The sequence below is a fragment of the Micromonospora sp. NPDC047527 genome, from assembly GCF_040643015.1.
Classification (GTDB): Bacteria; Actinomycetota; Actinomycetes; order Mycobacteriales; family Micromonosporaceae; genus Micromonospora.
Map to the genome: position 1 here is coordinate 448,189 of NZ_JBEYTK010000004.1, position 23,305 is coordinate 471,493.

Sequence of the window (23,305 nt, forward strand, 5' to 3'; positions counted from 1 at the left end):
CTCCTGAACTGGGAGGGTGCGGCGTCGGGGGTGTGGCGGTAGCAACCACGGTGTGCCGTGCACACCCGGATGTCCGCGACATGGACCTGTGTGGTTTTGCACAGCCCGTTTTACTGAACGGTAACTTAGACTCCGGCCATGGACGAGAAGGCATCTGTGAGCCGGCTGCCCGAGCGGGACCGCCCGTGGGTGATGCGCACCTACGCCGGCCACTCGTCGGCCGCCGCGACCAACGCCCTCTTCCGCCGCAACCTGGCGAAGGGGCAGACCGGCCTCTCGGTCGCCTTCGACCTGCCCACCCAGACCGGGTACGACCCCGACCACGAGCTGGCCACCGGTGAGGTCGGCCGGGTCGGCGTGCCGGTGGCCCACCTCGGCGACATGCGGGCGCTCTTCGAGGGCATCCCGCTGGCCGAGATGAACACCTCGATGACCATCAACGCCCCGGCGATGTGGCTGCTCGCCCTCTACGGCACCGTGGGGCTGGAGCAGGACGCCGAGCTGGCCCGCTGCGCCGGCACCACCCAGAACGACATCATCAAGGAGTACCTGTCCCGGGGGACGTACATCTTCCCGCCGGCGGCGTCGCTGCGGCTCACCGCCGACGTGGTGGCCTACACGCTGCGCGAGATGCCCCGCTGGAACCCGGTCAACATCTGCTCGTACCACCTCCAGGAAGCCGGCGCCACGCCCGTGCAGGAGGTCGGCTTCGCGCTGGCCACCGCCGTCGCCGTGCTCGACGCCGTCCGCGACTCCGGCCAGGTGCCCGCCGAGCGGATGGGCGACGTGGTGCAGCGCATCTCGTTCTTCGTCAACGCCGGGGTGCGCTTCGTCGAGGAGATCGCCAAGATGCGCGCGTTCGGCGCGCTCTGGGACGAGATCACCCGGGACCGGTACGGGGTCACCGACGCCAAGCAACGCCGGTTCCGCTACGGCGTACAGGTCAACTCGCTCGGCCTGACCGAGGCGCAGCCGGAGAACAACATCCAGCGCATCGTGCTGGAGATGCTCGGCGTGACGATGTCCCGCGACGCCCGCGCCCGCGCGGTGCAGTTGCCGGCCTGGAACGAGGCGCTCGGCTTGCCCCGCCCCTGGGACCAGCAGTGGTCGCTGCGAATGCAACAGGTCCTGGCGTACGAGTCGGACCTGCTCGAATACCCCGACATCTTCGCCGGCTCGCACGTGATGACGGCGCTCGTCGAGGAGATCGTCACCGGAGCCCGGATCGAGCTGGACAAGGTGCTGGAACTGGGCGGCGTGGTCGCCGCGGTGGAGACCGGCTACCTCAAGAGCGCACTCGTCGCCTCACTCGCCGAGCGCCGCCGCCGGATGGAGTCCGGCGCCGACGTGGTGGTCGGCGTCAACCGCTACGTCGAGACCGAACCCTCCCCGCTGACCGCCGCCGGAGCGGAGGCCGTCGAGCAGGTCGATCCGGCCGTCGAGGCTGCCGCCGTGGACGACGTACACCGGTGGCGGGCCGAACGTGACGCCGCAGCCGCCGACGCGGCACTGGCCCGGCTCCGCGCGGACGCCGCGACCACCACCAACCTCATGCCAGCCACCCTGCAATGTGTACGGGCCGGCGTGACCACCGGCGAGTGGGCCGGCGCGCTGCGCCAGGTCTTCGGCGAGTACCGGGCACCCACCGGCCTGGCCGGCGGCACCGGGACCGGCGGCGACCCCGGCCTCGCGACGGTCCGCGAACGGGTCACCGCCACCGCCCGCGAGCTGGGCAGCGGTCGTCTGCGGCTGCTGGTCGGCAAGCCCGGCCTGGACGGACACTCCAACGGCGCGGAACAGATCGCGGTACGCGCCCGCGACGCCGGCTTCGAGGTCGTCTACCAGGGCATCCGGCTGACCGCAGGGCAGATCGTCGCCGCCGCAGTCCAGGAGGACGTCGACCTGGTGGGGCTATCGGTGCTCTCCGGCTCGCACCTGGCCGCCGTGCCGGCCGTGCTCGACGGCCTCCGCGCCGCCGGCCGGGCTGACCTTCCCGTGGTGGTGGGCGGCATCATCCCCGCCGGTGACGCCGACACGCTGCGGGCCGCCGGGGTGGCGCGGGTCTTCACTCCGAAGGACTTCGCCCTCACCACCATCATCGACGACCTGGTGACGGTCATCCGCCACGCCAACGCCCTGCCCTGACCCGCAGCTCACCAACCTCCGCCCTCGACCAGCCCCGCGCGGTCGGGCCGGCGTGCTCGGTCGATCCTGCGTGGTCGTTGGGGCCCGCGTAGTCGTTTTGGTTACTGCGTCGTTTGGTGGGCCCTGCGTGGTTGGCCGCCCCAGCTCAGCGGTGGTCGTAGGTCATGCAGTCGGCCATGTCATTGTCCGGTCCGACCCTGATCGACGGCGCGTGGCATTCCAGCTGCTCGTTGTGCAGGCAGTCCGCGCGCTGACAGGCGCCCACCTGGGCGATCAGGCTGCCCAAGCCGCCCTGGACGGGTGACTCGACGAACGTGTGGCAGTGCGCGTGGTCCATGCTGCCGATCGTGATCGCGAAGGCGTGACAGTCACCGGCCTGGTTGTACGCGCATGCCGCGACCACACACTCCTGGACCCGGGGCATCTCCAATGCTGCAGTCATCTCGACCTCCATAGGTTTCTTGCCCGATCCTAGGCATTTGTCAGCCTTTCCGGGCTCGGTATCCCGCCGTCTCGTCAGTGGCTGCTGGCCGAATGCACCTAGTTTGCGGTTGATCGACACCAGGTCGCCGATGTGGCGGTGTCCCGTTCGGCGGATACCCCCACATCGACGATCTGGAGTGGATCAGCCCCCAGACCGGACGATCCGACCCCGAGATCGGGCGGGGGCGTGTTGATCGACTCGGGTTCCCTGATGTCGGTGTATCCCGGTGCCGTGGATACCCCGGTATCGGCCATGTCGAGTGGATCATCACTCGACCGGCCGGTCTGACCGGGCCACACCGCGCTTGTTGGGCAGGTTGTCCATTTATGGGTGGTTTCTGGGTGTGACCGGTGGCATCCTGAGGCCGGAATCGTGGCGGCCCCGGACGGGTTACATACCCTGACGATCGCAGTACCACCGGCCGCCGGCCCGCCCCGCACCCGGGTTGGAATGCCAGGCCCGGCCCGGTCGTTACAACCCCACGACCGACCGCACTGGCTCGACGGGCCGCCGGAATGACCCCGGCCCCTCGGGTCGTTACATCCCCCACGATCGAGGTTCGACGTGTGGATGGGCCGCCCCCCGGAATGACCCCGGCCCGCCGGTCGTTACATCTGGACCCGGCGCCACGAGCCCCCCCACGAGCCCCCCGCCCGTAGGCCGCCGACGTTAAGACTTCCCCCCCGTTTGTGCAGCGCCGGACGAGGTGCTCACACCCGCGCCACCGTCCCCCTGGTGGGTGGGTGTCCTTACCCCCGAAGGAGCTAACCCTCATGAACACGATCATTCGTAAGAGCGTGCTGTCCGTTGCTGGTCTCGCGTTCGCCGGTGGCGTCTTCGCCGGCCCGATCGCCCACGCCGCCACCCCGGTGGATGCCAAGCCGGTCGCGGTGGTGCAGGCCGACAAGCCCGACACCGCCAAGCTGATCCCGCACGGCGTGCAGGGCACCCAGTCGCACATCACCCTCAACGACGAGCAGACCGCCAACGTCAAGGCGATCATCGCCGCCACCAAGAAGGCCGGCCTGCCCGAGCGCGCCGCGGTCATCTCGATCGCGACGAGCCTGCAGGAGTCGAAGCTGAAGAACCTGGGCCACCTCGGCGACCGCAACGACCACGACTCGCAGGGCCTGTTCCAGCAGCGCCCGAGCTCGGGTTGGGGCACGCCGGAGCAGATCACCGACCCCGACTACTCCACCACCGCCTTCCTCAAGGGCCTCAAGCAGGTCGACGGTTGGCAGGACATGCCGCTGACCGACGCCGCGCAGACCGTGCAGGTCTCGGCCTACCCGGACGCCTACGCCCAGTGGGAGCAGCAGGCCGCCGACCTGGTCGGCCAGTACTGGAACAGCTGACCCCCCGCATGACACCGACCGCTGGCCGGCACCCCGAACACGGGGCGCCGGCCAGCGGCATATCCGTGCGTCAGACGCGGAACCCAGCAGCGCGGGCGGCCTCTCGTTCTCGCCGACGATCCGAGCGCCGGCGCAGGAACCAGTAGGTGAAGGCCAACAGGCCGACCAGGAAGGCGAGCACCAGCACTGGCAGGAGGATGGCGATCAGGGAGACGATGACACTGGTGGCGTCCTCGGCGGTGCTGGCGACCGGCGCACCGAACCCGGCGGTGGTCGCGTTGACGACCGGCCGCGCTGCGGACTTGAGCAGGTGTACGCCGAAGGCGAGCACGACGCCCACGGCCACCGGCACCCATTGGTGCGACGAGAAGAAGCTTCCCGGGTCGCTGACGGTCACCGTCTCCGACGACGACCCGGCGCCGAACGCGAGCCCGCCGGCTGTCGGCCGGACCACGGTCTGCACCACGTCGTTGATGTGGTCGACCACCGGCACCTTGTCCGCCACCATCTCGACGGCGAGCAGTACGGCCAGGATGACGATGACCCATCCGTTGCCGAGCCACGTCCAGCCGCTGGGCAGGTCGATCAGGTTGCTGTAGCGGGAGAGTAGGCCGAGGGCGAGCAGGGGGATGTAGGCGTTCAGCCCCGCCGAGGCGGCGAGGCCGGTGCCGGTGAGGACTTCGAACACGATCTCAGCATCGCATCGACGCGCCAGTGCCGCTCGGTGGCGGTCGCCGGTCGCTCGGCTACCCTCGTCGGGTGCGGTTGGTCATTGCGAAGTGCTCGGTGGACTATGTCGGACGACTCTCGGCTCACCTGCCGTTGGCGACCCGGTTGCTGATGGTGAAGGCGGACGGGTCGGTGTCCATCCACGCCGACGACCGGGCGTACAAGCCGTTGAACTGGATGAGCCCTCCGTGCCGGCTGGAGGAGGCTCCCGGCGTGTGGCGGGTGGTCAACAAGGCCGGTGAGGAGCTGCGGATCACCCTGGAGGAGGTCTTCCAGGACACCTCGTACGAGTTGGGGGTGGATCCCGGCCTGCGCAAGGACGGGGTGGAGGCGCACCTGCAGGAGTTGCTGGCGGCGAACCCGAGTGTGCTGGGCGAGGGGTACACGCTGGTGCGCCGCGAGTACATGACGGCGATCGGGCCGGTCGACCTGCTGTGCCGGGACGCCAACTCCGGCGCGGTCGCCGTGGAGATCAAGCGTCGCGGTGAGATCGACGGGGTGGAGCAGCTCACCCGCTACCTCGAACTGATGAACCGCGATCCGCTGCTCAGCCCGGTGGTCGGGGTCTTCGCCGCGCAGGAGATCAAGCCGCAGGCCCGGGTGCTCGCCGCCGATCGCGGCATCCGCTGCGTGGTCGTGGATTACAACAAGCTGCGCGGCATCGAGAAGGACGAGCTGACCCTCTTCTGAGGGCTCAGCTGCGCACGGCGATCAGCGATTTCGGCAGCCCGGCCACCCGCTCGATCAGCAGCCGCGAGTCGGGAAAGTAGTGGCGCATCTGTGAGCGGTCCAGCAATTCGGTCCAGAGCACCTGGTGGATGGCGGCTTCGTGGCTGCGGGTCGGCTTGTGCCCGAGCGGCCAGCGCTGGGCGAACGCGGTGCGCAGCCGTACCGGAAGGAACTGCATTCCGGGTGCGATCCAGTGTGGCTCGATGGGGAAGTACCGGTAGGGCGTCTGCACCCAGTGTCGGTCGGCCAGTGCGCGGGCGGCAGCCGCGAACCGCAGCCGACGTTCGTGCCCTCCCACGTGTTCCAGCACCGAGTTGGAGAAGACCAGGTCGTAGTCGCCGCCGCTGACGTGTGCCGGCAGTTCACAGGCGTCGGCTTGCTCGACGTGGGCCCACTCCGGCACGACGGCGGGCGGCTGCTCCAGGTTGACCACGGTCACCCGGGCCGGCCGGACGGTGGCGCGCTGCCAGGTGCCGAGCCGGCCGCCGAGGTCGACAACGTGCATGTCGCCGATGTCGGGAAAAGTGCGCACCAACCATTCCGAGCGACGTCGCCGTTGCCGGGCGCTCCATGACCGGTCGCTGTCGACAAGGCGGTAGCGCAATCGATTGTGGCCCATTTAACGCAATGTACGGCTGCGGACACGACAAGCAAATATACTTATACGCCGATCTCTGCCGAAGATCGGTTATCCGACACTCACCTGCCGTACATCACCTTGATGGCTTTGACGAGTCGGGCCACGTCGGCCGGGGTCCGTTCGAAGGTCATCGACGGAAGCAGCGATCGGGCCCGGCGGCGGGTGATGGCCTTGCTGCGGCCGAATTCGCGCAATCCGTCCTCGCCGTGGATCCGCCCGAAGCCGGAGTCACCGATCCCGCCGAACGGCAGGGTGGACATCCCGGCGAAGGTCAGGGTGGAGTTGACCGAAGCCATCCCCGAGCGGAGCCGCCGGGCGATCGTCACCGCGCGCCGTCGGCCGAAAACCGAACCACCCAGGCCGTACGACAAGGCGTTGGCGCGGGCGACGGCCTCATCGGCGTCGCGGACCCGGTTGATCGTCAGCGTCGGCCCGAAGGTCTCCTCGCGGATGGCGGCCGAGTCCTCCGGGACGTCCACCAGGACGGTCGGATGCACGTACGGGGGTTGCACGGCGCTCGGGCCGCCGAGCACGGCGCGCCCGCCGGAGCTGACCGCCGCATCGATGTGCCGGCGGATCACGTCGATCTGGCTGGGCATGGTGATCGGGCCGATGTCGGTGCCCTCCGGGCCGACGGTCAGCCGGCCGGCCTTGGCGACCACCTTGTCGACGAAGGCGTCGAAGATCGGGTCGACGGCGTAGACCCGTTCGATGCCGATGCAGGTCTGACCGGCGTTGGTCATGCCGCCCCAGACGCACGCCTCGGCGGCGGCGTCCAGGTTGGCGTCGCTGTCGACGATCATGGCGTCCTTGCCGCCGCCCTCGATCAGCACCGGGGTCAGCGACTCGGCGCAGGCTGCCATCACCTTCCGGGCGGTCGCCGTGGAGCCGGTGAAGGCGATCTTGTCGACCCCGGAACGGCACAGCGCCGCGCCCACGTCGCCCAGCCCGTGCACGGCGGTGAAGACCGGCTGCCCGTCGACGACCTCGGCGAAGCTGTCCACCAGCCACTGGCCGGCGGCGGGCGTGTACTCGCTCGGCTTGAGCACCACCGTGTTACCGGCGGCAAGGGCGTACGCGGCGGAGCCGACGGGGGTGAAGACCGGATAGTTCCACGGCCCGATGACGCCGACCACGCCGTGCGGCTGGTATTCGAGGTGCGCGGAGAACTCGGCGAGGATGAGCCGCGACCGTACCCGGCGCGGGCCGAGCACCCGGCGGGCGTTGCGGGCGGCCCAGTCGATGTGCTCGATGGCGGTGACGATCTCGACGATGGCATCGGCGACCGGCTTGCCACCCTCGACGTGCACCAGCTCGGCGAGCTGCTCGATCCGTTGCGCGAGCAGTGCGCGCCAGCGCAGCAGTCGCTGGCGGCGGCCGGTGAAGCCCAGGCCGACCCACCACTCGCTGGCTGCGCGAGCCCGGTCGACGGCCTGCCGGACGTCGGCGACTGTGGCAATCGGGAGGCGGCCGGCCTCGGCGCCGGTGGCCGGGCTGGTGGAAACCAGTTGACCCGCCTCGATGATCGGGATGCCCGGGACACGCACAGCCGTCATGGCCGAAGTCTAGACCCGAAAATTACTCGCTGGTAGGTCGTGATCAGGGCTTCGTGAGCGGGAGTCGCGCCGACCGGCCCGCTCGTTGATCAGGGCAGGTCAGGCGGCGTATGTCGCGTCCGCCCGCCCGAACCGTCGAACAGCACATGGCCGGGAGGTGACGAGGAGCTGACCGGCCGGTCGGTATTGACGATTACCGTCTGATGGCAGGCTGACGCGCGGAGTAATGGTACGGGGGAGGGTTAAGTGTCCATGGACGAACATCCGGAACTGCTGCCGTTATTGACTGTCGCGGCTGGGCCGATGCGCGGAGCGAGTTTTCGGGTGCGGGCCGAGCCGCTGGTGATCGGTCGGGCGGCCACCGGCCAGCTGGTCGTCAACGATCCGCACCTGAGTCGCTGCCATGCGGAGGTGTGGCTGGCCCCGCAGGGAGCCTCGCTGCGGGATCTGGGCTCCACCAACGGCACCTGGCTCAACGACCGCCGGATCACCGACGTGGAACTCCTCTCGGACGGCGACGTGATCCGGCTCGGGCGTACCGAGCTGCGCCTGTTCGACCCGGGCGTGGCCCTCACGGACCCGGTCGGGCTCAGCTTCGGCCCGCCCCGGCGGGACGTCCGGCCGACACTGCCGTTGCCGCTGGCCGTACCGCCCACCACGCGCCGCTGAGCGCACCTCGTGGGTTGGTCGGCCCACACGGTCAGCGCGCTCCGGATGGCTGCCGCGCACCTGGACCGGCGCGTACCGCCGTGGCAGCATGCCGCGGATGGAGACCGAACAGCGGACCATCACGGCGAACGGCATCACCCAGGCGGTACGCGTGGCCGGCCCGCCCGACGGCATCCCGGTGCTGCTGATCCACGGCAACTGCTCGTCCTCGCTGTTCTGGGAGCCGCTGGTCCGGCGGCTGCCGTCGACGCTGCGGGTGGTCGCTCCGGACCTGCGCGGGTACGGCGACTCCGAAACCGCCCCGGTGAACGCCACCCGGGGTCTGCGGGACTTCGCCGACGACGTGGCCGCCCTGCTCGACGAGCCGACGCTCTTCGGCGCCGGCCGCCCGGTGGTGGTCGTCGGGCACTCCCTCGGCGGGGGAGTGGCGATGCGACTGCTCGTCGACAACGCGCACCGGGTGAGCGCGCTGCTGCTGGCCGCACCGGTCTCCCCGTACGGCTTCGGTGGCACCCGCGACCTGGTGGGCACGCCGACCACGCCCGACTTCGCCGGGACCGGCGCCGGCACGGCCAACCGCGACTTCGTCACCCGCCTCGCGGACGGTGACCGCGGCGCCGACACGCAGGCGAGCCCGCGCGCCGTGCTCCGGGCCGCCTACGTGGCCGACCCGGCCTCGCTCGACGCGGACGAGGAGTTGCTGCTGGACAGCGTGCTCTCCACGGCGACCGGCGACGACAACTACCCCGGAACGGCGGTGCCGTCGGAGAACTGGCCGGGCACCGCGCCGGGGGAGCGCGGGGTGCTCAACGCTCTCGCGCCGACCTGGTTCCGGCTCGCCGACGAGATGGTGGCCGTCGCCGAGAAACCTCCGGTCACCTGGGTACGCGGTGACGCCGACGTGATCGTCTCGGACACCTCGCTGTTCGACCTGGCGTACCTGGGCTCGCTGGGTGTCGTACCCGGCTGGCCGGGCGAGGAGGCTTGTCCGCCGCAGCCGATGGTCGGCCAGACCCGGGCGGTGCTGGAGCGGTACGCGGCGGCCGGCGGCGCGTACCGCGAGGTGGTGCTGCCCGGCTGCGGGCACAGCCCGCACCTGGAGCGGCCGGCGGAGTTCGTCGCGGAGTTGCTGGCCCTGACCACCGTGCCGGCCGCCTGAACGGCGGTCCGGGCACGCGGCGCGATGGGTGAAATATGCCACGGCGTCTCGACAACCGAGCGTCACGTGGCAGACTCGCGCGCATAACTTAGCGACCGTTCAGCGGTCGTGCGGAGTGTCTGGGGAGGCCGGTCGTGGCACGCGAGTTCACCACCGTGGGTGTGGTCGGGCTGGGCACCATGGGTGCCGGCATCGTCGAGGTTTTCGCCCGCAACGGCATCGACGTGGTGGCCGTCGAGATCTCCGCGCCAGCGTTGGAGCGTGGCCGTGCCACCCTCGCCGGCTCCACCGATCGCGCGGTGGCCAAGGGCAAGCTCGCCGAGGCGGACCGGGACGCGCTGCACGACCGGGTGCACTTCGCGGTCGGCCTGGACGCGCTGCACTCCGTCGACCTGGTCATCGAGGCGGTGCCCGAGCACCTGGACCTCAAGCAGCGGATCTTCGCGGAGCTGGACCGGGTCTGCCGGCCGGACGCCATCCTCGCCACCAACACCTCGTCGCTGAGCGTCACCGAGATCTCGGTCGCCACCACCCGGCCCAACCAGGTGATCGGCATCCACTTCTTCAACCCGGCGCCGGTGATGAAGCTGGTCGAGGTGGTCCGCACGGTCGTCACCTCACCCGAGGTGGTCGCCGACGTGGAGGCACTCTGCGCCCGGCTCGGCAAGGTCGACGTGACAATCAACGACCGGGCCGGCTTCATCGCCAACGCGCTGCTGTTCGGCTACCTCAACCACGCGGTCGGCATGTTCGAGTCGCACTACGCGACCCGGGAGGATATCGACGCCGCCATGAAGCTCGGCTGTGGCCTGCCGATGGGCCCGCTGGCGCTGATGGACCTGATCGGTCTGGACACGGCGTACGAGATCCTCGACACCATGTACCGGCGCGGCGGGCGGGACCGCCGCCACGCCCCGGTGCCGCTGCTCAAGCAGATGGTGACGGCGGGGCTGCTCGGCCGGAAGTCCGGCCGGGGTTTCTACACCTACGAGCGACCGGGCTCGCCGAAGGTCGTACCCGATGAGGCGACGCCGGTGGCCACGGAGGCCGCGCTCGCCGACGGGGCCCGCGCCATCGCGAAGGTCGGCGTGGTGGGTTCCGGGACGATGGCCACCGGCATCATCGAGGTCTTCGCGAAGGCCGGCTACGAGGTCGTCTCGGTGACCCGTGGCGCGGAGAAGTCCGCGAAGGTCTGCGAGTCGGTGAAGACGTCGCTGAACAAGGGCGTGGTGCGCGGCAAGCTCTCCGAGACCGACCGGGACGCCGCGCTCAGCCGGATCAGCTGGTCGGCCACGCTCGACCACCTCGCCGACGTCGACCTGGTGGTCGAGGCGGTGGTCGAGGAGTTGAGCGTCAAGAAGGCGCTCTTCGCGAGCCTCGACGAGATCTGCAAGCCGGGCGTCGTGCTGGCCACCACCACCTCCTCGCTGCCGGTGATCGACGTGGCGATGGCCACCCAGCGGCCGGCCGACGTGGTGGGGCTGCACTTCTTCAACCCGGCGCCGATCATGCCGCTGGTCGAGGTCATTCGCACCATCCGCACCTCGCCGGAGGCCGCCGCCACGGCCCGCGCGGTCTGCGCCGCGCTGGGCAAGACCGGTGTGGTCTGCGGCGACCGGTCCGGGTTCATCGTCAACGCGCTGCTCTTCCCGTACCTCAACGACGCGGTCAAGATGCTGGAGGCCAGCTACTCCACGGCCGACGACATCGACCACGCGATGAAGCTGGGCTGCGGCTACCCGATGGGCCCGTTCGAACTGCTCGACGTGGTGGGGCTGGACGTCGCGCTGGCCATCCAGCGGGAGCTCTACCTGGAGTTGCGCGAGCCGGGCTTCGCGCCCGCGCCGCTGCTGGAGCACCTGGTCACCGCCGGCTACCTGGGCCGCAAGACCCGCCGCGGCTTCCGCGACCACTCGCACCGCTGACCGGGGTCAACGCCGGACGGGCCGTCCCGCCCGACGGACCGTACGCTTGGTGACTGTGAGCCCCCGTCGCAACCGCCCTCGCCGGGACGAGAACGCCAACCTGGACGACGACCGCGTCCGGCAGGGCGTCGCCTCCGTGCAGCAGTGGACTGACGGTGCCTGGCAGGTCCGTGGGATCGGCGCGGGCGCGTCGGTCAAGACGTACCGTTGCCCGGGTTGTAACCAGGAGATCCGGCCCGGGGTGGCGCACCTGGTGGCCTGGCCGGCGGACGGCCTGGGTGACCTGACCGACCGGCGGCACTGGCACAGCGGCTGCTGGCGTGCCCGGGAGCGACGCGGCCCGGCGGTGCAACGCGGGCGGGGCACGCCGCGCTACTGAGCGTCGCGCCTGAGCGATCTGGATCACCCTGTTCCCGCCTGGGCGGGCGGTGGCGGTGACTTCGCGACAGACTTGAGCGGTGAGCACAACGATCCGCGCGTCGTCGATCCTGCCCGGCCGCCGGGAGGACATCGAGCTGCACACCGCCGATGGTCTGCGGCTGGTCGGTGAGCTGGCCCTACCGGCCGAACGGCCGCCGGTGGCCACCCTGGTCTGCCTGCACCCGCTGCCCACCCACGGCGGAATGATGGACAGCCACGTGTTCCGCAAGGCGGCCTGGCGGCTGCCCGCGCTGGCCGACGTGGCCGTGCTCCGGTTCAACACCCGGGGCACCAGCAGCGTGCGTGGCACCAGTGAGGGTGCGTTCGACGGTGCCGTCGGTGAGCGTTTCGACGTGGCCGCCGCCATCGAGTACGCGGAGTTCGCCGAACTGCCCAACATCTGGTTGGTCGGCTGGTCGTTCGGCACCGACCTGGCCCTCAAGTACGGCTGCGACCCGGCGATCGTCGGCGCGATCCTGCTCTCCCCACCGCTGCGCTTCTCGGCCCCTGAGGACCTGGCCACCTGGGCCGGCTCCGGTCGGCCGCTCGTGGCGTTGGTGCCCGAGTTCGACGACTACCTGCGCCCGGCCGAAGCGCGGGAGCGGTTCGCGGCGGTGCCGCAGGCCGAGGTCGTAGGGGTGCCGGGCGCGAAGCACCTGTGGGTGGGCGACGCGGAGACGGTGCTCGACGAGATCGTCCGTCGCGTCAACCCGGCGGTCGAGGTGCCGTTGCCGACCACCTGGGACGGGCCGATGGAGTCCGGTGACGTCAGCGCGTACGCCGACCGGACGGTGGCGGCTTTCGCCGACACGCCCGTACCTGGGCCGGCTGCCGGCAAGGCCGACTGACCCGCACGCGTTAGCGGGTCTCCTGGCGGGGGAGCACCACCTCGCGCAGGATCAGTTGCAGCGCGGCCACGGTGGGGATGGCGATCAGCGCGCCCACCACGCCCAGCAGCGCCACCCCGAGCAACGCGGCCAGCAGGGCGGCCACCTCGTTGACCTCCACCGAGCGGCGCATCACCTTCGGGTAGATCAGATAGTTCTCCACCTGTTGGTAGATGAGGAAGAAGACCGCGCAGGCGATGCCCACCGGCAGGCTGGTGGCGAACCCGACGAGGCTCACGATCACCGCGCCCAGGGTCGCGCCGATCTGCGGGATCAGGTCGGTCACCGCGACCACCACGGCCAGCGCGAACGGGTACGGCAACCCGACGATCAAGGCGAAGACGAAGGTGGTCGTGCCGGCCAGCACCGCGATGCTCAGCGCGCCCACCATGTAGGCGCCCACCTTGGCCAGGATCTCGTCGCCGATCAGCTGCACCCGCTCCCGCCGCGACCGGGGCACCAGTGAGTAGCTCAGCGAGCGCAGCCGGTTGAAGTACGCCAGGAAATAGATGGTCAGCACCAGCACGGTAAGCGTCCGGAACACGGTGCCGAAGATCAACTGTGCGCCGCCGAGGACCCCGCCGAGCGCCCGGCCGATCGTGTCCGCGTTGGCCGCGCTCTGCACCCGCTCCATCACGTCGTACCGTTCCACCAGGTCGTTGACCGTCGGGTTGCGGCGCAGATCCTCGACGTAGCTGGGCAACTGTTCGATGAACTGCCCCGACTGCGTCACGACCGGCGGAACGAGCGCCACCACCCCGCCGCAGAGCAGCAGCACCACGGTCAGCGCCACGACCGCGACCGCGAGGCCGTTCGGCACACCCCAGCGGCGCAGCCGCACCACCGCCGGGTTCAGGCCGACCGCGAGGAACAGCGCGATCACCACCAGGACCAGGATGCCGCCGGCATTTCGAATCCCCAGATAAAGGGTGTACGCCAGCAGCACGCCCAACGCGCCGGTGAAGCCGAGCAGGAAGCTGTTGCGCCGCAGCGGACGCCCCGGCGTGCCGAACTTCCCGGACGGGACCGCCGGCAGATCCTCCGGGTCAAGGTCAGGAACCGGCACCGCACGCGGCACCTCAGTGTGCGGCGGTTGGTCGTGCGGCGGTTGGTCGTGCGGCGTCTCGCTCCGTGGCGTCTTGGCGGGTGGAGGGCCGAAAGTGGCGTCCGGGTCGTCGGCGGGCTGGCCGTGCTGTGGCACCAGGGACCTCCGGGTCAGGCGGTGGGGACGACGGGCGACGGTCGCCTGCCGGTGGGGCAGCGCGTCAGCAGGGTGGACACCTCATGGTCGCCATCGACCACGAGACCGTCAATCTGGTCCTCCGTGTGCCTTAATCACCGTCGGCGCGTGTCGCGGTCGGCTGTGGGTGTCGGCGGCGCCGGGGCGTTCCCCGGAAATGCCTGATGTCTGTGAGACATTTTGATGTCCCACAGACATCACGCTCGTCAGGGCAGGGCCTACCCTCCGCGGCCATCCGGGAAGTGATCCACTCGACATCGCCGACATGGGGGTGTCGGGGGGCGGCAGGACAGCCCGACATCGGCGATGTCGTGTCGATCATGCGGTGCGGCCGTCCCCGGAGTGGCTGCGTGAGCTCTACGGGGGCACCCGCGCGCTGTGTGGGGTGCGGGCCGCGCTGGGGCAGTAACCGGTCAGTCCTTCTCGATCGTGACCTTGCTCGGCTTGGCGCTGCGCTCGTCGGTGGTCGGCTTGGTGGGCCGCTTGCCGTTCTCGCCGGTGCTGGTGATCTTGGTGGGCTTGGCGCCCCTGCCACCCTCGCCCGGCACTGCCGCCACCGTCGGCTCGCCGTCGACGCCCGCGCTGGCCGCGCCGCCGTCGACCGTGGTCACCGGCTCGGCGACCGGTCGGGTCGTCGACTGCCCGGCGCCGTCCGCCGTGGCGGCCACCGGCTGCGTGGCGTCGGCGGGCTCGGCCTTGAGGCCGGTGGCGGCACCGCCGGCCGAACCGGCGTCGGCGGTCACCATCACGCCGTCATCGGCAGCCGGCGTAGTCGGACCGTCGACCGGGCCGGTGGTGCTCTGCAACCGCAGCTCGGCCATCTGCCGCTCGAGTTCGTCGGACTCCTGACGAGCCTTCCACGTCTCCTGCCGCAGGTCGGCAAGCTGCTGCTGGGCCTGGGCGATCTCCAACATGACCTGGGCGAGCTGCTGCCGGCCGGCCGCCGCCTCCTGCTGCGTCGCCGCCAGGTGCTGCTGCGTGGTGGCCAGGTGCTGCTGGGTGGTGGCCGCGTACTCCTCGAACTGCCGGCGGGAAGCCGCGACATGCTCGTCGGCCTTGCGGCGCTTGTCGCCCGCCTCGGTTTCGGCGCGGCTCAGCAGCTCGGCGGCCTCCGACTCGGCCCGCTCGCGCATCGCCGAGGCGTCCTGCTCGGCCGCCTGACGGATCGCGGCAGCGCCCTGCTCGATCTCGTTCTTGCGGCTGGTGTACTCGGTCTCCAGCTCGTTCTTACGGGCCGTGTACTCGGTCTCCAGCTCGTCGCTGCGCGTGGCCCAGGTCGTCTCCAGCTCCTGCTGACGGCTGGCGAACCCGGTCTCCAACTCCTGCTGGCGTGCCGTGTGCTGCTTGTCCAACTCGTCGCGGCGCTTGGCGAACTCCTGCTCGGCCGTGGACCGTCGCTGGGCCAGCTCCCGGTCGGCCGCCTCCCGCCGGGAGTTGACCTCCTGCTCCACGCCGGCCCGCCACGCGCCCAACTCCTGCTGGGTCTGCGCCCGCGACTGCTGCACGTACGCCTCGGTCTCGCTGCGCATCCGCTGCACGTACGCCTCGGTCTCGGCCCGGCTGCGCTTTGCCGACTCGGACGCCTGCGTGGTCAGGCGTTCCGCCTCCTGCTGCGCCTTGGCCCGGGCAGCCCGGCCCGCCATCGACGCATCGTCGATGATCTGCTTGGCCTCCTGCTGTGCCTTGGCGTGCGTCGCCCGGCCGGCCTCGGTCGCGTTGTCGGTGAGCCGCTTGGCCTCCAGTTGGGCCTTGGCGTGCACCTCCTTGGCCGCCTCACGCAGGTCACCGGCCTCCTGCTGGGCGGTGGCCAACGCCTCGCGGGCCGCCTCGCGCAGCTTGGTGGCCTCCTGCTGGGCGCGAGTGTGGATCTCCTTGGCGGTGTCGCGGAGTTGGGTGGCCTCCTGCTGGGCCTTGGTGAGCGCGTCCTGCGCCGCCTTGCGCAGCTTCGCCGACTCGTCCTTCGCGGACCGCACGGTCGCTTCCGCCTCGGCGCGTCGAGCGGCGCTGTGCCGCTCCTCCTCCTGGCGGCGGGCGGCGAGCGCGATCTCGAAGTCCTTCAGCGCCCGCGCGGCCTGCTCGCGGGCCTCCTCGATGATGTGCTCGGCGGCGGCGCGACGGGCCTCGATCTCCTCGTTCGCCGCTGACAGGATCTGCTCGGCCTGCTCCTCGGCCAGGGTGAGGATCGACTCGACGCGGGGGCCCAGGTGCCGGAACGAGGCCCGGTCCACCACGTTCATCTGCTTGCGGACCTGTGTCAGGTCCCGTTGCAGCACCTCGACCTGGCCGGCGAGCTTGTGGATCTGTGTATAGGCCTGTTCCCGTTCGGCGGCGAGGGTCGCGATCTCGTGCTCGGCACGCGCGACGTACCGGTCGACCTGTTTCTTCTCATACCCCCGCAGAGCGGACTCGAAGCTGGGCTCCGTGGTCACGTCCCCGCCGAGAGCGAACAGTTCCTCGCCGTGCGACATGCCCCCATCCTCACACGCATCGGACCCTGCTGGGGCGATACGGACGGCCCTTGTGGGACCTACTTCACTCCGTGAGGAGTAGGCGATGTCAGTGGGTGGGAAACGCACACGGCGCGAGGTCACACCGGTCACCCGGTGTCACCTCGCGCCGTCGATGCCCCGCGCTGACGCCTCGCGTCAGCCAGCGGTCTCCGCGGTCACCCGCTCCTGACCGCCATCGGCCTTCTTCGCCTCCGGCTTGGCCGCCGGAGCTGCCGCCGCCGGCACGCCGGGAACGATGCCGGCGAGCCCGGAGAGCATCTGCCCGAGCTGCGAGGTGACCGCGTCCTTTTGCCGGGTGAGGTCCTCGACCTCGCGGCGCGCGGCCTGCGTGGTCAGCTCGGCCTCGGTGCGGGCCTCGGTGAGCAGGCGCTGCGACTCGGCCTTGGCCTCGTTGAGCGTCTTCTCGGAGTGCGCCTTGGCCTTGTCGACCGTCTCGGCGGCGTTGCGCTCCGACTCGACCCGGCGTGCCTCGGCGCGCTGCTCGATCTCCTTGGCGCGCTCCTGCGCGGCCCGGGCGCGCTGCTCGGCCTCGCTGACCATCTTCTGGGTCTGCGCGACCTGGGAGGCGTGCCGCTCGGACTCCTCACGCTCGGCCTTCTCGCGACGCTCGGCCAGCTGCAGCTCAAGGGCCTGCAGGTCCTTGTCGCGCTTGTCCCGGGCGTCGGTGAGCAGCTTGGTCGCCTCGGCGCGCTTCTCCTCGGCCTCGCGGGCGGCCTTGGCCCGCTGCTGGGTGATCTCCCGCTCGGCGGTGGCCCGGAGGGTGGCCACCTCCCGCTCGACGGTCGACTTCAGCTCGGCCACCTCGTGCGCGGTGACGGTACGCAGCTGCTTGGTCTCACGGTCCGCGTCGGCGCGCAGCGTGTCGGCCTCACGGCGAGCCTGCACCCGGACCTCGGCGGCCTCGCGCTCGGCGGCGGTGCGCAGGTTTCCGGCCTCGCGCTCGGCGCTGGCCTTCATCGCGGCGGCCTCGGCGCGGGCCTTGTCCGTGATCTCGCGAGCCTCCAGGCGGGCGGCGGAGAGAATGCCCTCCGACTCGCGCTTGGCCTCGTTGCGGTGGTCGTTGGCCTGCTCCTCGGCGAGCCGCAGGATCTGCTCGACCCGGGTGCCGAGCCCGGAGAGGGTGGGCCGGCTGTTCTCTTCGAGCTGCTTGTTGGTGTCGGTGAGCTTCTGCTCCAGCGCACTCATGCGCTGCTCGGCCTGGCGGAGTCGACGCTGGGCGTCGTTCATCCGCTGCTCGGCCTCGGCACGGGCCTGCTCGGACTGGGTCAGCGCGGCCGTCATCCGGCCGATGAAGTCATCGACCTGGTGAGTGTTGTATCCGCGCAGGCCAACGGTGAAATCTGGCTGCGAGTTCGCGTTATCGAAGAACGCGAGAGGGGAGGACTGCTGCTGGGGCATTGGGACATACTGGCAGACGCCCCAGGGTGCTTCGCAAGAGCGGTACGAAGCTTTCGTGTCCTCTTTACATGGTCAACTCCCTCGCTCAGCAAGGCCGGACCAATGGGCGATCTTGGCAGGTCCCGGGCGGGACGGACGCCACGCAGAGTGAGGATAAAAAGGGCCACGGGTACGCCCCGTGGCCCTTTCTTCGCTCCGGACCGGCTCTCCGCTAATGAGGGCGGAAGAACAATGGTCGATCACCGCATTGGCCATCCGGTCCTCGTCCATCCGGCCGGTGCCAGGTAACGGGTTGCCGCTCACTGCCCCCGGAACCGGTTGATCGCGTCCTCGTGTCGGGCCCGCAGCTCCCCGTCGCGCACACCCAGCCCGTCGGCGGGTGCGAGGCAGCGCACGCCGACCTTGCCCTGGTGGGCGTTGCGGTGCACCTCGTACGCGGCCTGGCCGGTCTGCTCCAGCGGGTAGGTGCGGGACACCGTCGGGTGAACCTTGCCGAGCGCGACGAGGCGGTTGGCCTGCCACGCCTCGTGGTAGTTGGCGAAGTGGCTGCCGACGATCCGCTTGAGGTGCATCCACAGGTAGCGGTTGTCGTACTGGTGCTGGAAGCCGCTGGTGGACGCGCAGGTGACGATGGTCCCGCCGCGCCGGGCCACGTAGACGCTCGCGCCGAACGTCTCCCGGCCCGGGTGCTCGAAGACGATGTCCGGGTCCTCGCCGCTGGTCAGCTCGCGGATCCGCTCGCCGAAGCGACGCCACTCGTCCTGGTCCTGGGTCTCCTCGTCCTTCCAGAACCGGAAGCCCTCCGCCGCCCGGTCGATGACCAGCTCCGCGCCCATCTTGCGGCACAGCTCGGCCTTCTCCGGCGAGGAGACGACACAGACGGGAATCGCGCCGCCGTTGAGCGCCATCTGGGTGGCGTACCCGCCGAGGCCGCCGGAGGCGCCCCAGATCAGCACCACGTCGCCCTGCTTCATGTTGGCACCGTGGTGCGAGACGAGCTGCCGGTACGCGGTGGAGTTGACCAGCCCAGGGCTGGCCGCCTCTTCCCAGCTCAGGTGCCGCGGCTTCGGCATCAGCTGGTTGGCCTTGACGATGGCCAGCTCGGCCAGCCCGCCGAAGTTGGTCTCGAAGCCCCAGATCCGCTGCTGCGGGTCGAGCATGGTGTCGTCGTGCCCCGCCGCGTCCTCCAGTTCGACGGAGAGGCAGTGCGCGACGACCTCGTCGCCGGGTGCCCACCGGGTCACCCCGGGGCCGGTGCGCAGCACCACGCCGGCGGCGTCCGAACCGACCACGTGGTACGGCAGGTCGTGCCGGCGGGTCAGCTCGGAGATCCGGCCGTAGCGCTGGAGGAACTTGAAGGTGGGCAGCGGCTCGAAGATGCTGGTCCACACCGTGTTGTAGTTGATCGCGCTGGCCATCACCGCGACCAGCGCCTCGCCCGGCCCGAGTTCCGGCGTCGGCACCTCCTGCACGTGCAGCGCCTTGCGAGGGTCCTTGTCCCGGGTGGCCATGCCGTCGAACATCCGGGCTTCCTCGGCGCGGACGACCACGCCCCGGTAGCTCTCCGGGACGGGCAGTCCGGCGACGCCGGCAAGTTCACGGTCCGGGTCGTTCGATTCCTCCGCGGCCATGATCGCTTCGAGGATGTCCTGCACGGTGACCTCCGGTTCGTCCCCGCACCCGCACGGGCTTGGGTGCTGCCATCGTCGGCGCCGGTGGGCACGACCGCCATGTCGTCATTCGACACATCCGGCACCCTTCGCGCTCCTGTGGGCCGGACGTTACTGAACGGTAGCTAGGGCGGGAAGTCTCTGTGAAAAACTGCATCGGCCGATGCGTGAAGGTGTCCGACGACCCCGTGAACCGCGCACCGCCGCGCTCGCGCACCCCGGCCCCGGGCTGCCCCGGCCCTCGCTCGTGTCGCCGGGGCGCTTGATCGACTCCATCTCGCCGATGTGGCGGTATCGGATGGCTTGGACACCGCCACATCGGCGACCTGGAGTTGATCAAAGTCCGGCCGTCAGCGGGCGGCGCGGCGTGCTGGCGTGGGTGGGGCGGTCAGTGGCTGGCGGCCGGCTCGACGAGTTCGACGAGGACGCCGCCCGCGTCCTTGGGGTGCACGAAGTTGATCCGGGAGTCCGCGGTGCCGCGCCGTGGGGCGTCGTAGAGCAGCCGCATCCCGCGGGCGCGCAGTGCCGCGCAGGCCGCGTCGATGTCGACCACCGTGTACGCGACCTGCTGCACGCCGGGCCCGTTGCGGTCGAGGAACTTGGCGATCGTCGACTCGGGGGTGAGTGGGGCGAGCAGTTGCACGCAGCCGCCCTCGGTCGTCGATCCGACGGCCAGCATCGCCTCCCGGACGCCCTGCTCGGTGTTGGTCTCGGTGTGCACGCAGCGCATCCCGAACGTGCGCTCGTAGAAGTCGATCGCGGCGTCCAGATCGCTCACGGCGATGCCGACGTGATCGATCTTGCGAAGTCCGATATCTGTGACGTAGTCCGCACGGGGCTCGACGGGGAGGTTTTCTGCCATGGCGCTAGTCTGACCGAACCATCGTTCAGGCGTACAGCTCGGCACCCCCCTCGGAGGCAGGCATGGCTTCGGTGATCGTCAGCGGCGCGCGTACCCCCATGGGGCGGCTGCTGGGCAACCTCAAGGACCTCCCGGCCACCAAGCTCGGCGGGATCGCCATCAAGGCGGCGCTGGAGCGGGCCGGTGTCAGTCCGGACCAGGTCCAGTACGTGATCATGGGGCAGGTGCTCCAGGCCGGCGCCGGCCAGATCCCGGCGCGGCAGGCGGCGGTCGAGGCCGGCGTACCGATGTCCGTGCCGGCGCTGACCATCAACAAGGTCTGCCTCTCTGGCCTGGACGCGATCGCCCTGGCCGACCAGCTCATCCGGGCCGGCGAGTTCGACATCGTGGTGGCCGGCGGCATGGAGTCGATGACCAACGCCCCGCACCTGCTGCTGGGCCAGCGCTCCGGCTACAAGTACGGCGACGTGGTGATCAAGGACCACATGGCCCACGACGGGCTCAGCGACGCCTGGGACTGCTGCTCGATGGGCGAGTCGACCGAGCGGCTCGGCACGAAGCACGGCATCTCCCGCGAGGAGCAGGACGCATTCGCCGCCGCCAGCCACCAGCGGGCCGCCGCCGCGCAGAAGAACGGCCACTTCGCCGAGGAGATCACCCCGGTGCTGATCCCGCAGCGCAAGGGTGACCCGCTGGTGATCAGCGACGACGAGGGCATCCGTCCGGACACCACCGTCGAGTCGCTGGCCAAGCTGCGTCCCGCGTTCGCCAAGGACGGCACCATCACCGCCGGCAGTTCCTCGCCGATCTCCGACGGTGCCGCCGCCGTGGTCGTCATGAGCAAGGCCAAGGCCAACGAGCTGGGGCTGACCTGGCTGGCCGAGATCGGCGCCCACGGCAACGTGGCCGGTCCGGATAACTCCCTGCACTCGCAGCCGTCCAACGCGATCAACCACGCCCTCAAGAAGGGCGGCCTGAGCGTGGAGGACCTGGACCTCATCGAGATCAACGAGGCGTTCGCGCAGGTCGGCATCCAGTCCACCCGTGACCTCGGTATCAGCGCGGACCGGGTCAACGTCAACGGCGGCGCGATCGCGCTCGGCCACCCGATCGGCATGTCCGGCGCACGTCTCGTCCTCACCCTCGCGCTGGAGCTGAAGCGGCGCGGCGGCGGCACCGGCGCGGCGGCGCTCTGCGGCGGCGGTGGCCAGGGCGACGCGCTGATCATCCACGTGCCGGGAAGTGCAGCGGCCGACCGGTGAGCGCGACGGGTGAGTCGGTTCTGCGAGCCCCGCGGTCGTGAACGAAGATGACACAGTGAGCGAAGCGGTCGAGAACGTGCCGGCGGCGGTCACCACCTCGGTGCGCCGCAGCCGGGACGTGCCGCTGCTGGTCGAGCGGGCCCGCACCGGCGACCCTCGCGCGGTGGCTCGGCTGATCACCCTGGTGGAGAACGGCGACGCGCTGCTGCCGGAGATCGCCGCCGCGCTGGCGCCGTACGCCGGGCAGGCCCAGGTGGTCGGGCTGACCGGCTCACCGGGGGTGGGCAAGTCGACCACCACCAACGAGCTGGTCCGCGCGCTGCGGGCGCGCGGCCACCGGGTCGGTGTGCTGGCGGTCGACCCGTCCAGCCCGTTCACCGGTGGTGCGATCCTCGGCGACCGGGTCCGGATGCAGGACCACGCGACCGACCCGGGCGTCTACATCCGGTCGATGTCCAGCCGGGGGCACCTCGGCGGGCTGTCGGCGGCTACGCCGCAGGCGGTCCGCGTGCTGGAGGGCGCCGGCTGCGACGTGGTGCTGGTGGAGACCGTCGGCGTCGGGCAGGCCGAGGTGGAGGTCGCCTCGCTGGCCGACACCACGCTCGTGCTGCTCGCCCCGGGCATGGGTGACGCGATCCAGGCGGTCAAGGCCGGCATCCTGGAGATCGCCGACGTCTTCGTGGTCAACAAGGCCGACCGGGACGGCGTCGACGCCACGGTCCGCGACATCCAGGGCATGATCGCCCTCGGTGAGCGCGGGCCGGGGCAGTGGCGACCGCAGGTGGTCCGTGCGATCGCCGCGCGGGCCGAGGGCATCGACGACATCGCCGCCGCCATCGACAAGCACCGCGGCTGGCTGGTCGAGCACGGCGAGCTGCGTCGCCGCCAGGAGGCGCGGGCCGCCGCCGAGATCGAGGCCATCGCGCTCGGCGTGCTCCGCGCGCGGATCGGCTCACTTCGCGACGGTACGGAGTTGACCACGCTCGCCGCCAAGGTTGCCGAGGGCGGGATCGACCCGTACACGGCGGCGGACACCCTGCTCGCCCAGCTCGCCCGCTGACCGTCCACGGCGGACACCTCGTGGCCGTCATGTCCTTGTAGGCTCGCACCGCCCCACGGCCGTGGGGTCGGGTCGGTGAGCCGGCTGGGCGGCGCGAGAAGCAGGAGAGTGGCACGTGGACCACGAGGCGACGCGGGAGCTGACCACGGTGCCGGCGGTGGCCGGCGGGACGACGCAGGTTTCCGATGAGGTGGTCGAGAAGATCGCTGTCGCGGCGGCCCGTGCGGTGCCCGGCGTGGCCGAGTTGGGCGGGGATGTCGCCCGGTTCTTCAACGCGGTGCTCGACCGGGTCGGGCTGGACCAGGTGGGCGACGCCCGGCGGGGCTGCTCGGCCCACGTGACCGGGGACGCTGCCGTGGTCAACCTGGTGCTGGTGATTCAGGCCGGTCAGCCGGTTCCGGAGATCACCGGCCAGGTGCGGGCCCGGGTGACCGAGGCGGTCGAGGCGTACGGGCTGAGGGTCGACGAGGTCAACATCCGGGTCGACGACGTGGCGATGGGCGGCGGGCCGGCCGCTTCGACCGCCTGAGGGTGGTTACCTGCCGGTACGGACTGACTTAGCGATCGTTCAGGTCAGGGCTCTACACTCGACGTGCATCGACGAA

Annotated in this window: 20 protein-coding genes; 11 read left to right on the top strand and 9 right to left on the bottom strand. The window is 70.7% G+C overall.

The window, feature by feature from the left end:
* The first annotated feature begins 138 nt into the window (after nt 1-138).
* Nucleotides 139-2,145 (top strand): protein meaA, encoded by a 2,007-nt coding sequence (locus tag ABZ808_RS18785; protein ID WP_357007782.1) that lies wholly within the window; start codon nt 139-141, stop codon nt 2,143-2,145.
* Nucleotides 2,146-2,290: 145 nt separating this feature from the next.
* Here the strand turns inward: ABZ808_RS18785 and ABZ808_RS18790 are convergent, their stop codons facing one another.
* Nucleotides 2,291-2,587 (bottom strand): DUF1540 domain-containing protein, encoded by a 297-nt coding sequence (locus tag ABZ808_RS18790; RefSeq protein WP_357007785.1) that lies wholly within the window; start codon nt 2,585-2,587, stop codon nt 2,291-2,293.
* Nucleotides 2,588-3,402: 815 nt separating this feature from the next.
* On the opposite strand from ABZ808_RS18790, the gene ABZ808_RS18795 reads away from it, so the two are divergent.
* A complete protein-coding gene (locus tag ABZ808_RS18795) occupies nt 3,403-3,984 on the top strand; it encodes a hypothetical protein (protein ID WP_357007787.1) in 582 nt (193 codons plus the stop codon).
* A 70-nt stretch (nt 3,985-4,054) separates the two neighbouring features.
* Here the strand turns inward: ABZ808_RS18795 and ABZ808_RS18800 are convergent, their stop codons facing one another.
* A complete protein-coding gene (locus ABZ808_RS18800) occupies nt 4,055-4,672 on the bottom strand; it encodes a DUF4126 domain-containing protein (protein WP_357007789.1) in 618 nt (205 codons plus the stop codon).
* 71 nt (nt 4,673-4,743) lie between these two features.
* Here ABZ808_RS18800 and nucS point away from each other — a divergent pair, with 71 nt between their 5' ends.
* Nucleotides 4,744-5,403 carry an endonuclease NucS gene (gene nucS / locus ABZ808_RS18805; protein WP_357007792.1) on the top strand — a complete coding sequence of 220 codons (660 nt, stop codon included), beginning with the start codon at nt 4,744-4,746 and terminating at the stop codon, nt 5,401-5,403.
* A 4-nt stretch (nt 5,404-5,407) separates the two neighbouring features.
* On the opposite strand, the gene ABZ808_RS18810 is transcribed toward nucS, so the two are convergent.
* Nucleotides 5,408-6,061, bottom strand: a complete 654-nt coding sequence (locus tag ABZ808_RS18810) for a class I SAM-dependent methyltransferase (RefSeq protein WP_357007795.1) — start codon at nt 6,059-6,061, stop codon at nt 5,408-5,410.
* A gap of 80 nt (nt 6,062-6,141) precedes the next feature.
* A complete protein-coding gene (locus ABZ808_RS18815) occupies nt 6,142-7,638 on the bottom strand; it encodes an aldehyde dehydrogenase family protein (RefSeq protein ID WP_357007798.1) in 1,497 nt (498 codons plus the stop codon).
* A 252-nt stretch (nt 7,639-7,890) separates the two neighbouring features.
* On the opposite strand from ABZ808_RS18815, the gene ABZ808_RS18820 reads away from it, so the two are divergent.
* From ABZ808_RS18820 to ABZ808_RS18840, 5 genes are all read left to right on the top strand, one after another.
* Nucleotides 7,891-8,307, top strand: a complete 417-nt coding sequence (locus ABZ808_RS18820) for an FHA domain-containing protein (RefSeq protein WP_357007801.1) — start codon at nt 7,891-7,893, stop codon at nt 8,305-8,307.
* A gap of 97 nt (nt 8,308-8,404) precedes the next feature.
* The gene (locus tag ABZ808_RS18825) at nt 8,405-9,466 is read left to right on the top strand and encodes an alpha/beta hydrolase (RefSeq protein WP_357007804.1); all 1,062 of its coding nucleotides are present in this window, start codon (nt 8,405-8,407) and stop codon (nt 9,464-9,466) included.
* Between the two features lie 134 nt (nt 9,467-9,600).
* A complete protein-coding gene (locus tag ABZ808_RS18830; protein ID WP_357007806.1) occupies nt 9,601-11,391 on the top strand; it encodes a 3-hydroxybutyryl-CoA dehydrogenase in 1,791 nt (596 codons plus the stop codon).
* Between the two features lie 55 nt (nt 11,392-11,446).
* Nucleotides 11,447-11,770: a hypothetical protein gene (locus tag ABZ808_RS18835; RefSeq protein ID WP_357008231.1), complete on the top strand. Its 324-nt coding sequence runs from the start codon at nt 11,447-11,449 to the stop codon at nt 11,768-11,770.
* Nucleotides 11,771-11,849: 79 nt separating this feature from the next.
* Nucleotides 11,850-12,659, top strand: a complete 810-nt coding sequence (locus ABZ808_RS18840; RefSeq protein WP_355593790.1) for an alpha/beta hydrolase — start codon at nt 11,850-11,852, stop codon at nt 12,657-12,659.
* Nucleotides 12,660-12,669: 10 nt separating this feature from the next.
* On the opposite strand, the gene ABZ808_RS18845 is transcribed toward ABZ808_RS18840, so the two are convergent.
* The 5 genes from ABZ808_RS18845 to mce all read right to left on the bottom strand — a co-directional run bounded on the left by ABZ808_RS18845 (nt 12,670) and on the right by mce (nt 20,378).
* Complete coding sequence (locus ABZ808_RS18845) at nt 12,670-13,764, bottom strand: AI-2E family transporter (protein ID WP_357007808.1); 1,095 nt, start codon at nt 13,762-13,764, stop codon at nt 12,670-12,672.
* A 587-nt stretch (nt 13,765-14,351) separates the two neighbouring features.
* Entirely contained in the window at nt 14,352-16,406 is a 2,055-nt protein-coding gene (locus ABZ808_RS18850; protein WP_357007811.1) for a hypothetical protein, read from the bottom strand.
* A 177-nt stretch (nt 16,407-16,583) separates the two neighbouring features.
* Nucleotides 16,584-17,846: a cell division protein DivIVA gene (locus ABZ808_RS18855; RefSeq protein ID WP_357007813.1), complete on the bottom strand. Its 1,263-nt coding sequence runs from the start codon at nt 17,844-17,846 to the stop codon at nt 16,584-16,586.
* Nucleotides 17,847-18,145: 299 nt separating this feature from the next.
* Nucleotides 18,146-19,501 carry a crotonyl-CoA carboxylase/reductase gene (gene ccrA / locus ABZ808_RS18860; protein ID WP_357007816.1) on the bottom strand — a complete coding sequence of 452 codons (1,356 nt, stop codon included), beginning with the start codon at nt 19,499-19,501 and terminating at the stop codon, nt 18,146-18,148.
* Between the two features lie 403 nt (nt 19,502-19,904).
* Nucleotides 19,905-20,378 carry a methylmalonyl-CoA epimerase gene (gene mce, locus ABZ808_RS18865; protein ID WP_357007819.1) on the bottom strand — a complete coding sequence of 158 codons (474 nt, stop codon included), beginning with the start codon at nt 20,376-20,378 and terminating at the stop codon, nt 19,905-19,907.
* A 62-nt stretch (nt 20,379-20,440) separates the two neighbouring features.
* Between mce and ABZ808_RS18870 the strand changes: the two genes are divergently transcribed.
* The 3 genes from ABZ808_RS18870 to ABZ808_RS18880 all read left to right on the top strand — a co-directional run bounded on the left by ABZ808_RS18870 (nt 20,441) and on the right by ABZ808_RS18880 (nt 23,229).
* The gene (locus ABZ808_RS18870; RefSeq protein WP_357007822.1) at nt 20,441-21,640 is read left to right on the top strand and encodes an acetyl-CoA C-acetyltransferase; all 1,200 of its coding nucleotides are present in this window, start codon (nt 20,441-20,443) and stop codon (nt 21,638-21,640) included.
* 55 nt (nt 21,641-21,695) lie between these two features.
* Entirely contained in the window at nt 21,696-22,700 is a 1,005-nt protein-coding gene (meaB, locus tag ABZ808_RS18875) for a methylmalonyl Co-A mutase-associated GTPase MeaB (protein ID WP_357007825.1), read from the top strand.
* A gap of 115 nt (nt 22,701-22,815) precedes the next feature.
* Entirely contained in the window at nt 22,816-23,229 is a 414-nt protein-coding gene (locus ABZ808_RS18880; RefSeq protein ID WP_357007828.1) for an Asp23/Gls24 family envelope stress response protein, read from the top strand.
* The last annotated feature ends 76 nt before the right edge of the window (nt 23,230-23,305 follow it).

Excerpts from the sequence above, each read along its gene's own strand:
- ABZ808_RS18785 (WP_357007782.1), top strand. The coding sequence starts at position 139 with ATGGACGAGAAGGCATCTGTGAGCCGGCTGCCCGAGCGGGACCGCCCG.
- ABZ808_RS18790 (WP_357007785.1), bottom strand. The coding sequence starts at position 2,587 with ATGACTGCAGCATTGGAGATGCCCCGGGTCCAGGAGTGTGTGGTCGCG.
- ABZ808_RS18795 (WP_357007787.1), top strand. The coding sequence starts at position 3,403 with ATGAACACGATCATTCGTAAGAGCGTGCTGTCCGTTGCTGGTCTCGCG.
- ABZ808_RS18810 (WP_357007795.1), bottom strand. The coding sequence starts at position 6,061 with ATGGGCCACAATCGATTGCGCTACCGCCTTGTCGACAGCGACCGGTCA.
- ABZ808_RS18815 (WP_357007798.1), bottom strand. The coding sequence starts at position 7,638 with ATGACGGCTGTGCGTGTCCCGGGCATCCCGATCATCGAGGCGGGTCAA.
- ABZ808_RS18820 (WP_357007801.1), top strand. The coding sequence starts at position 7,891 with ATGGACGAACATCCGGAACTGCTGCCGTTATTGACTGTCGCGGCTGGG.
- ABZ808_RS18825 (WP_357007804.1), top strand. The coding sequence starts at position 8,405 with ATGGAGACCGAACAGCGGACCATCACGGCGAACGGCATCACCCAGGCG.
- ABZ808_RS18850 (WP_357007811.1), bottom strand. The coding sequence starts at position 16,406 with ATGTCGCACGGCGAGGAACTGTTCGCTCTCGGCGGGGACGTGACCACG.
- ABZ808_RS18855 (WP_357007813.1), bottom strand. The coding sequence starts at position 17,846 with ATGCCCCAGCAGCAGTCCTCCCCTCTCGCGTTCTTCGATAACGCGAAC.
- mce (WP_357007819.1), bottom strand. The coding sequence starts at position 20,378 with ATGGCAGAAAACCTCCCCGTCGAGCCCCGTGCGGACTACGTCACAGAT.
- ABZ808_RS18870 (WP_357007822.1), top strand. The coding sequence starts at position 20,441 with ATGGCTTCGGTGATCGTCAGCGGCGCGCGTACCCCCATGGGGCGGCTG.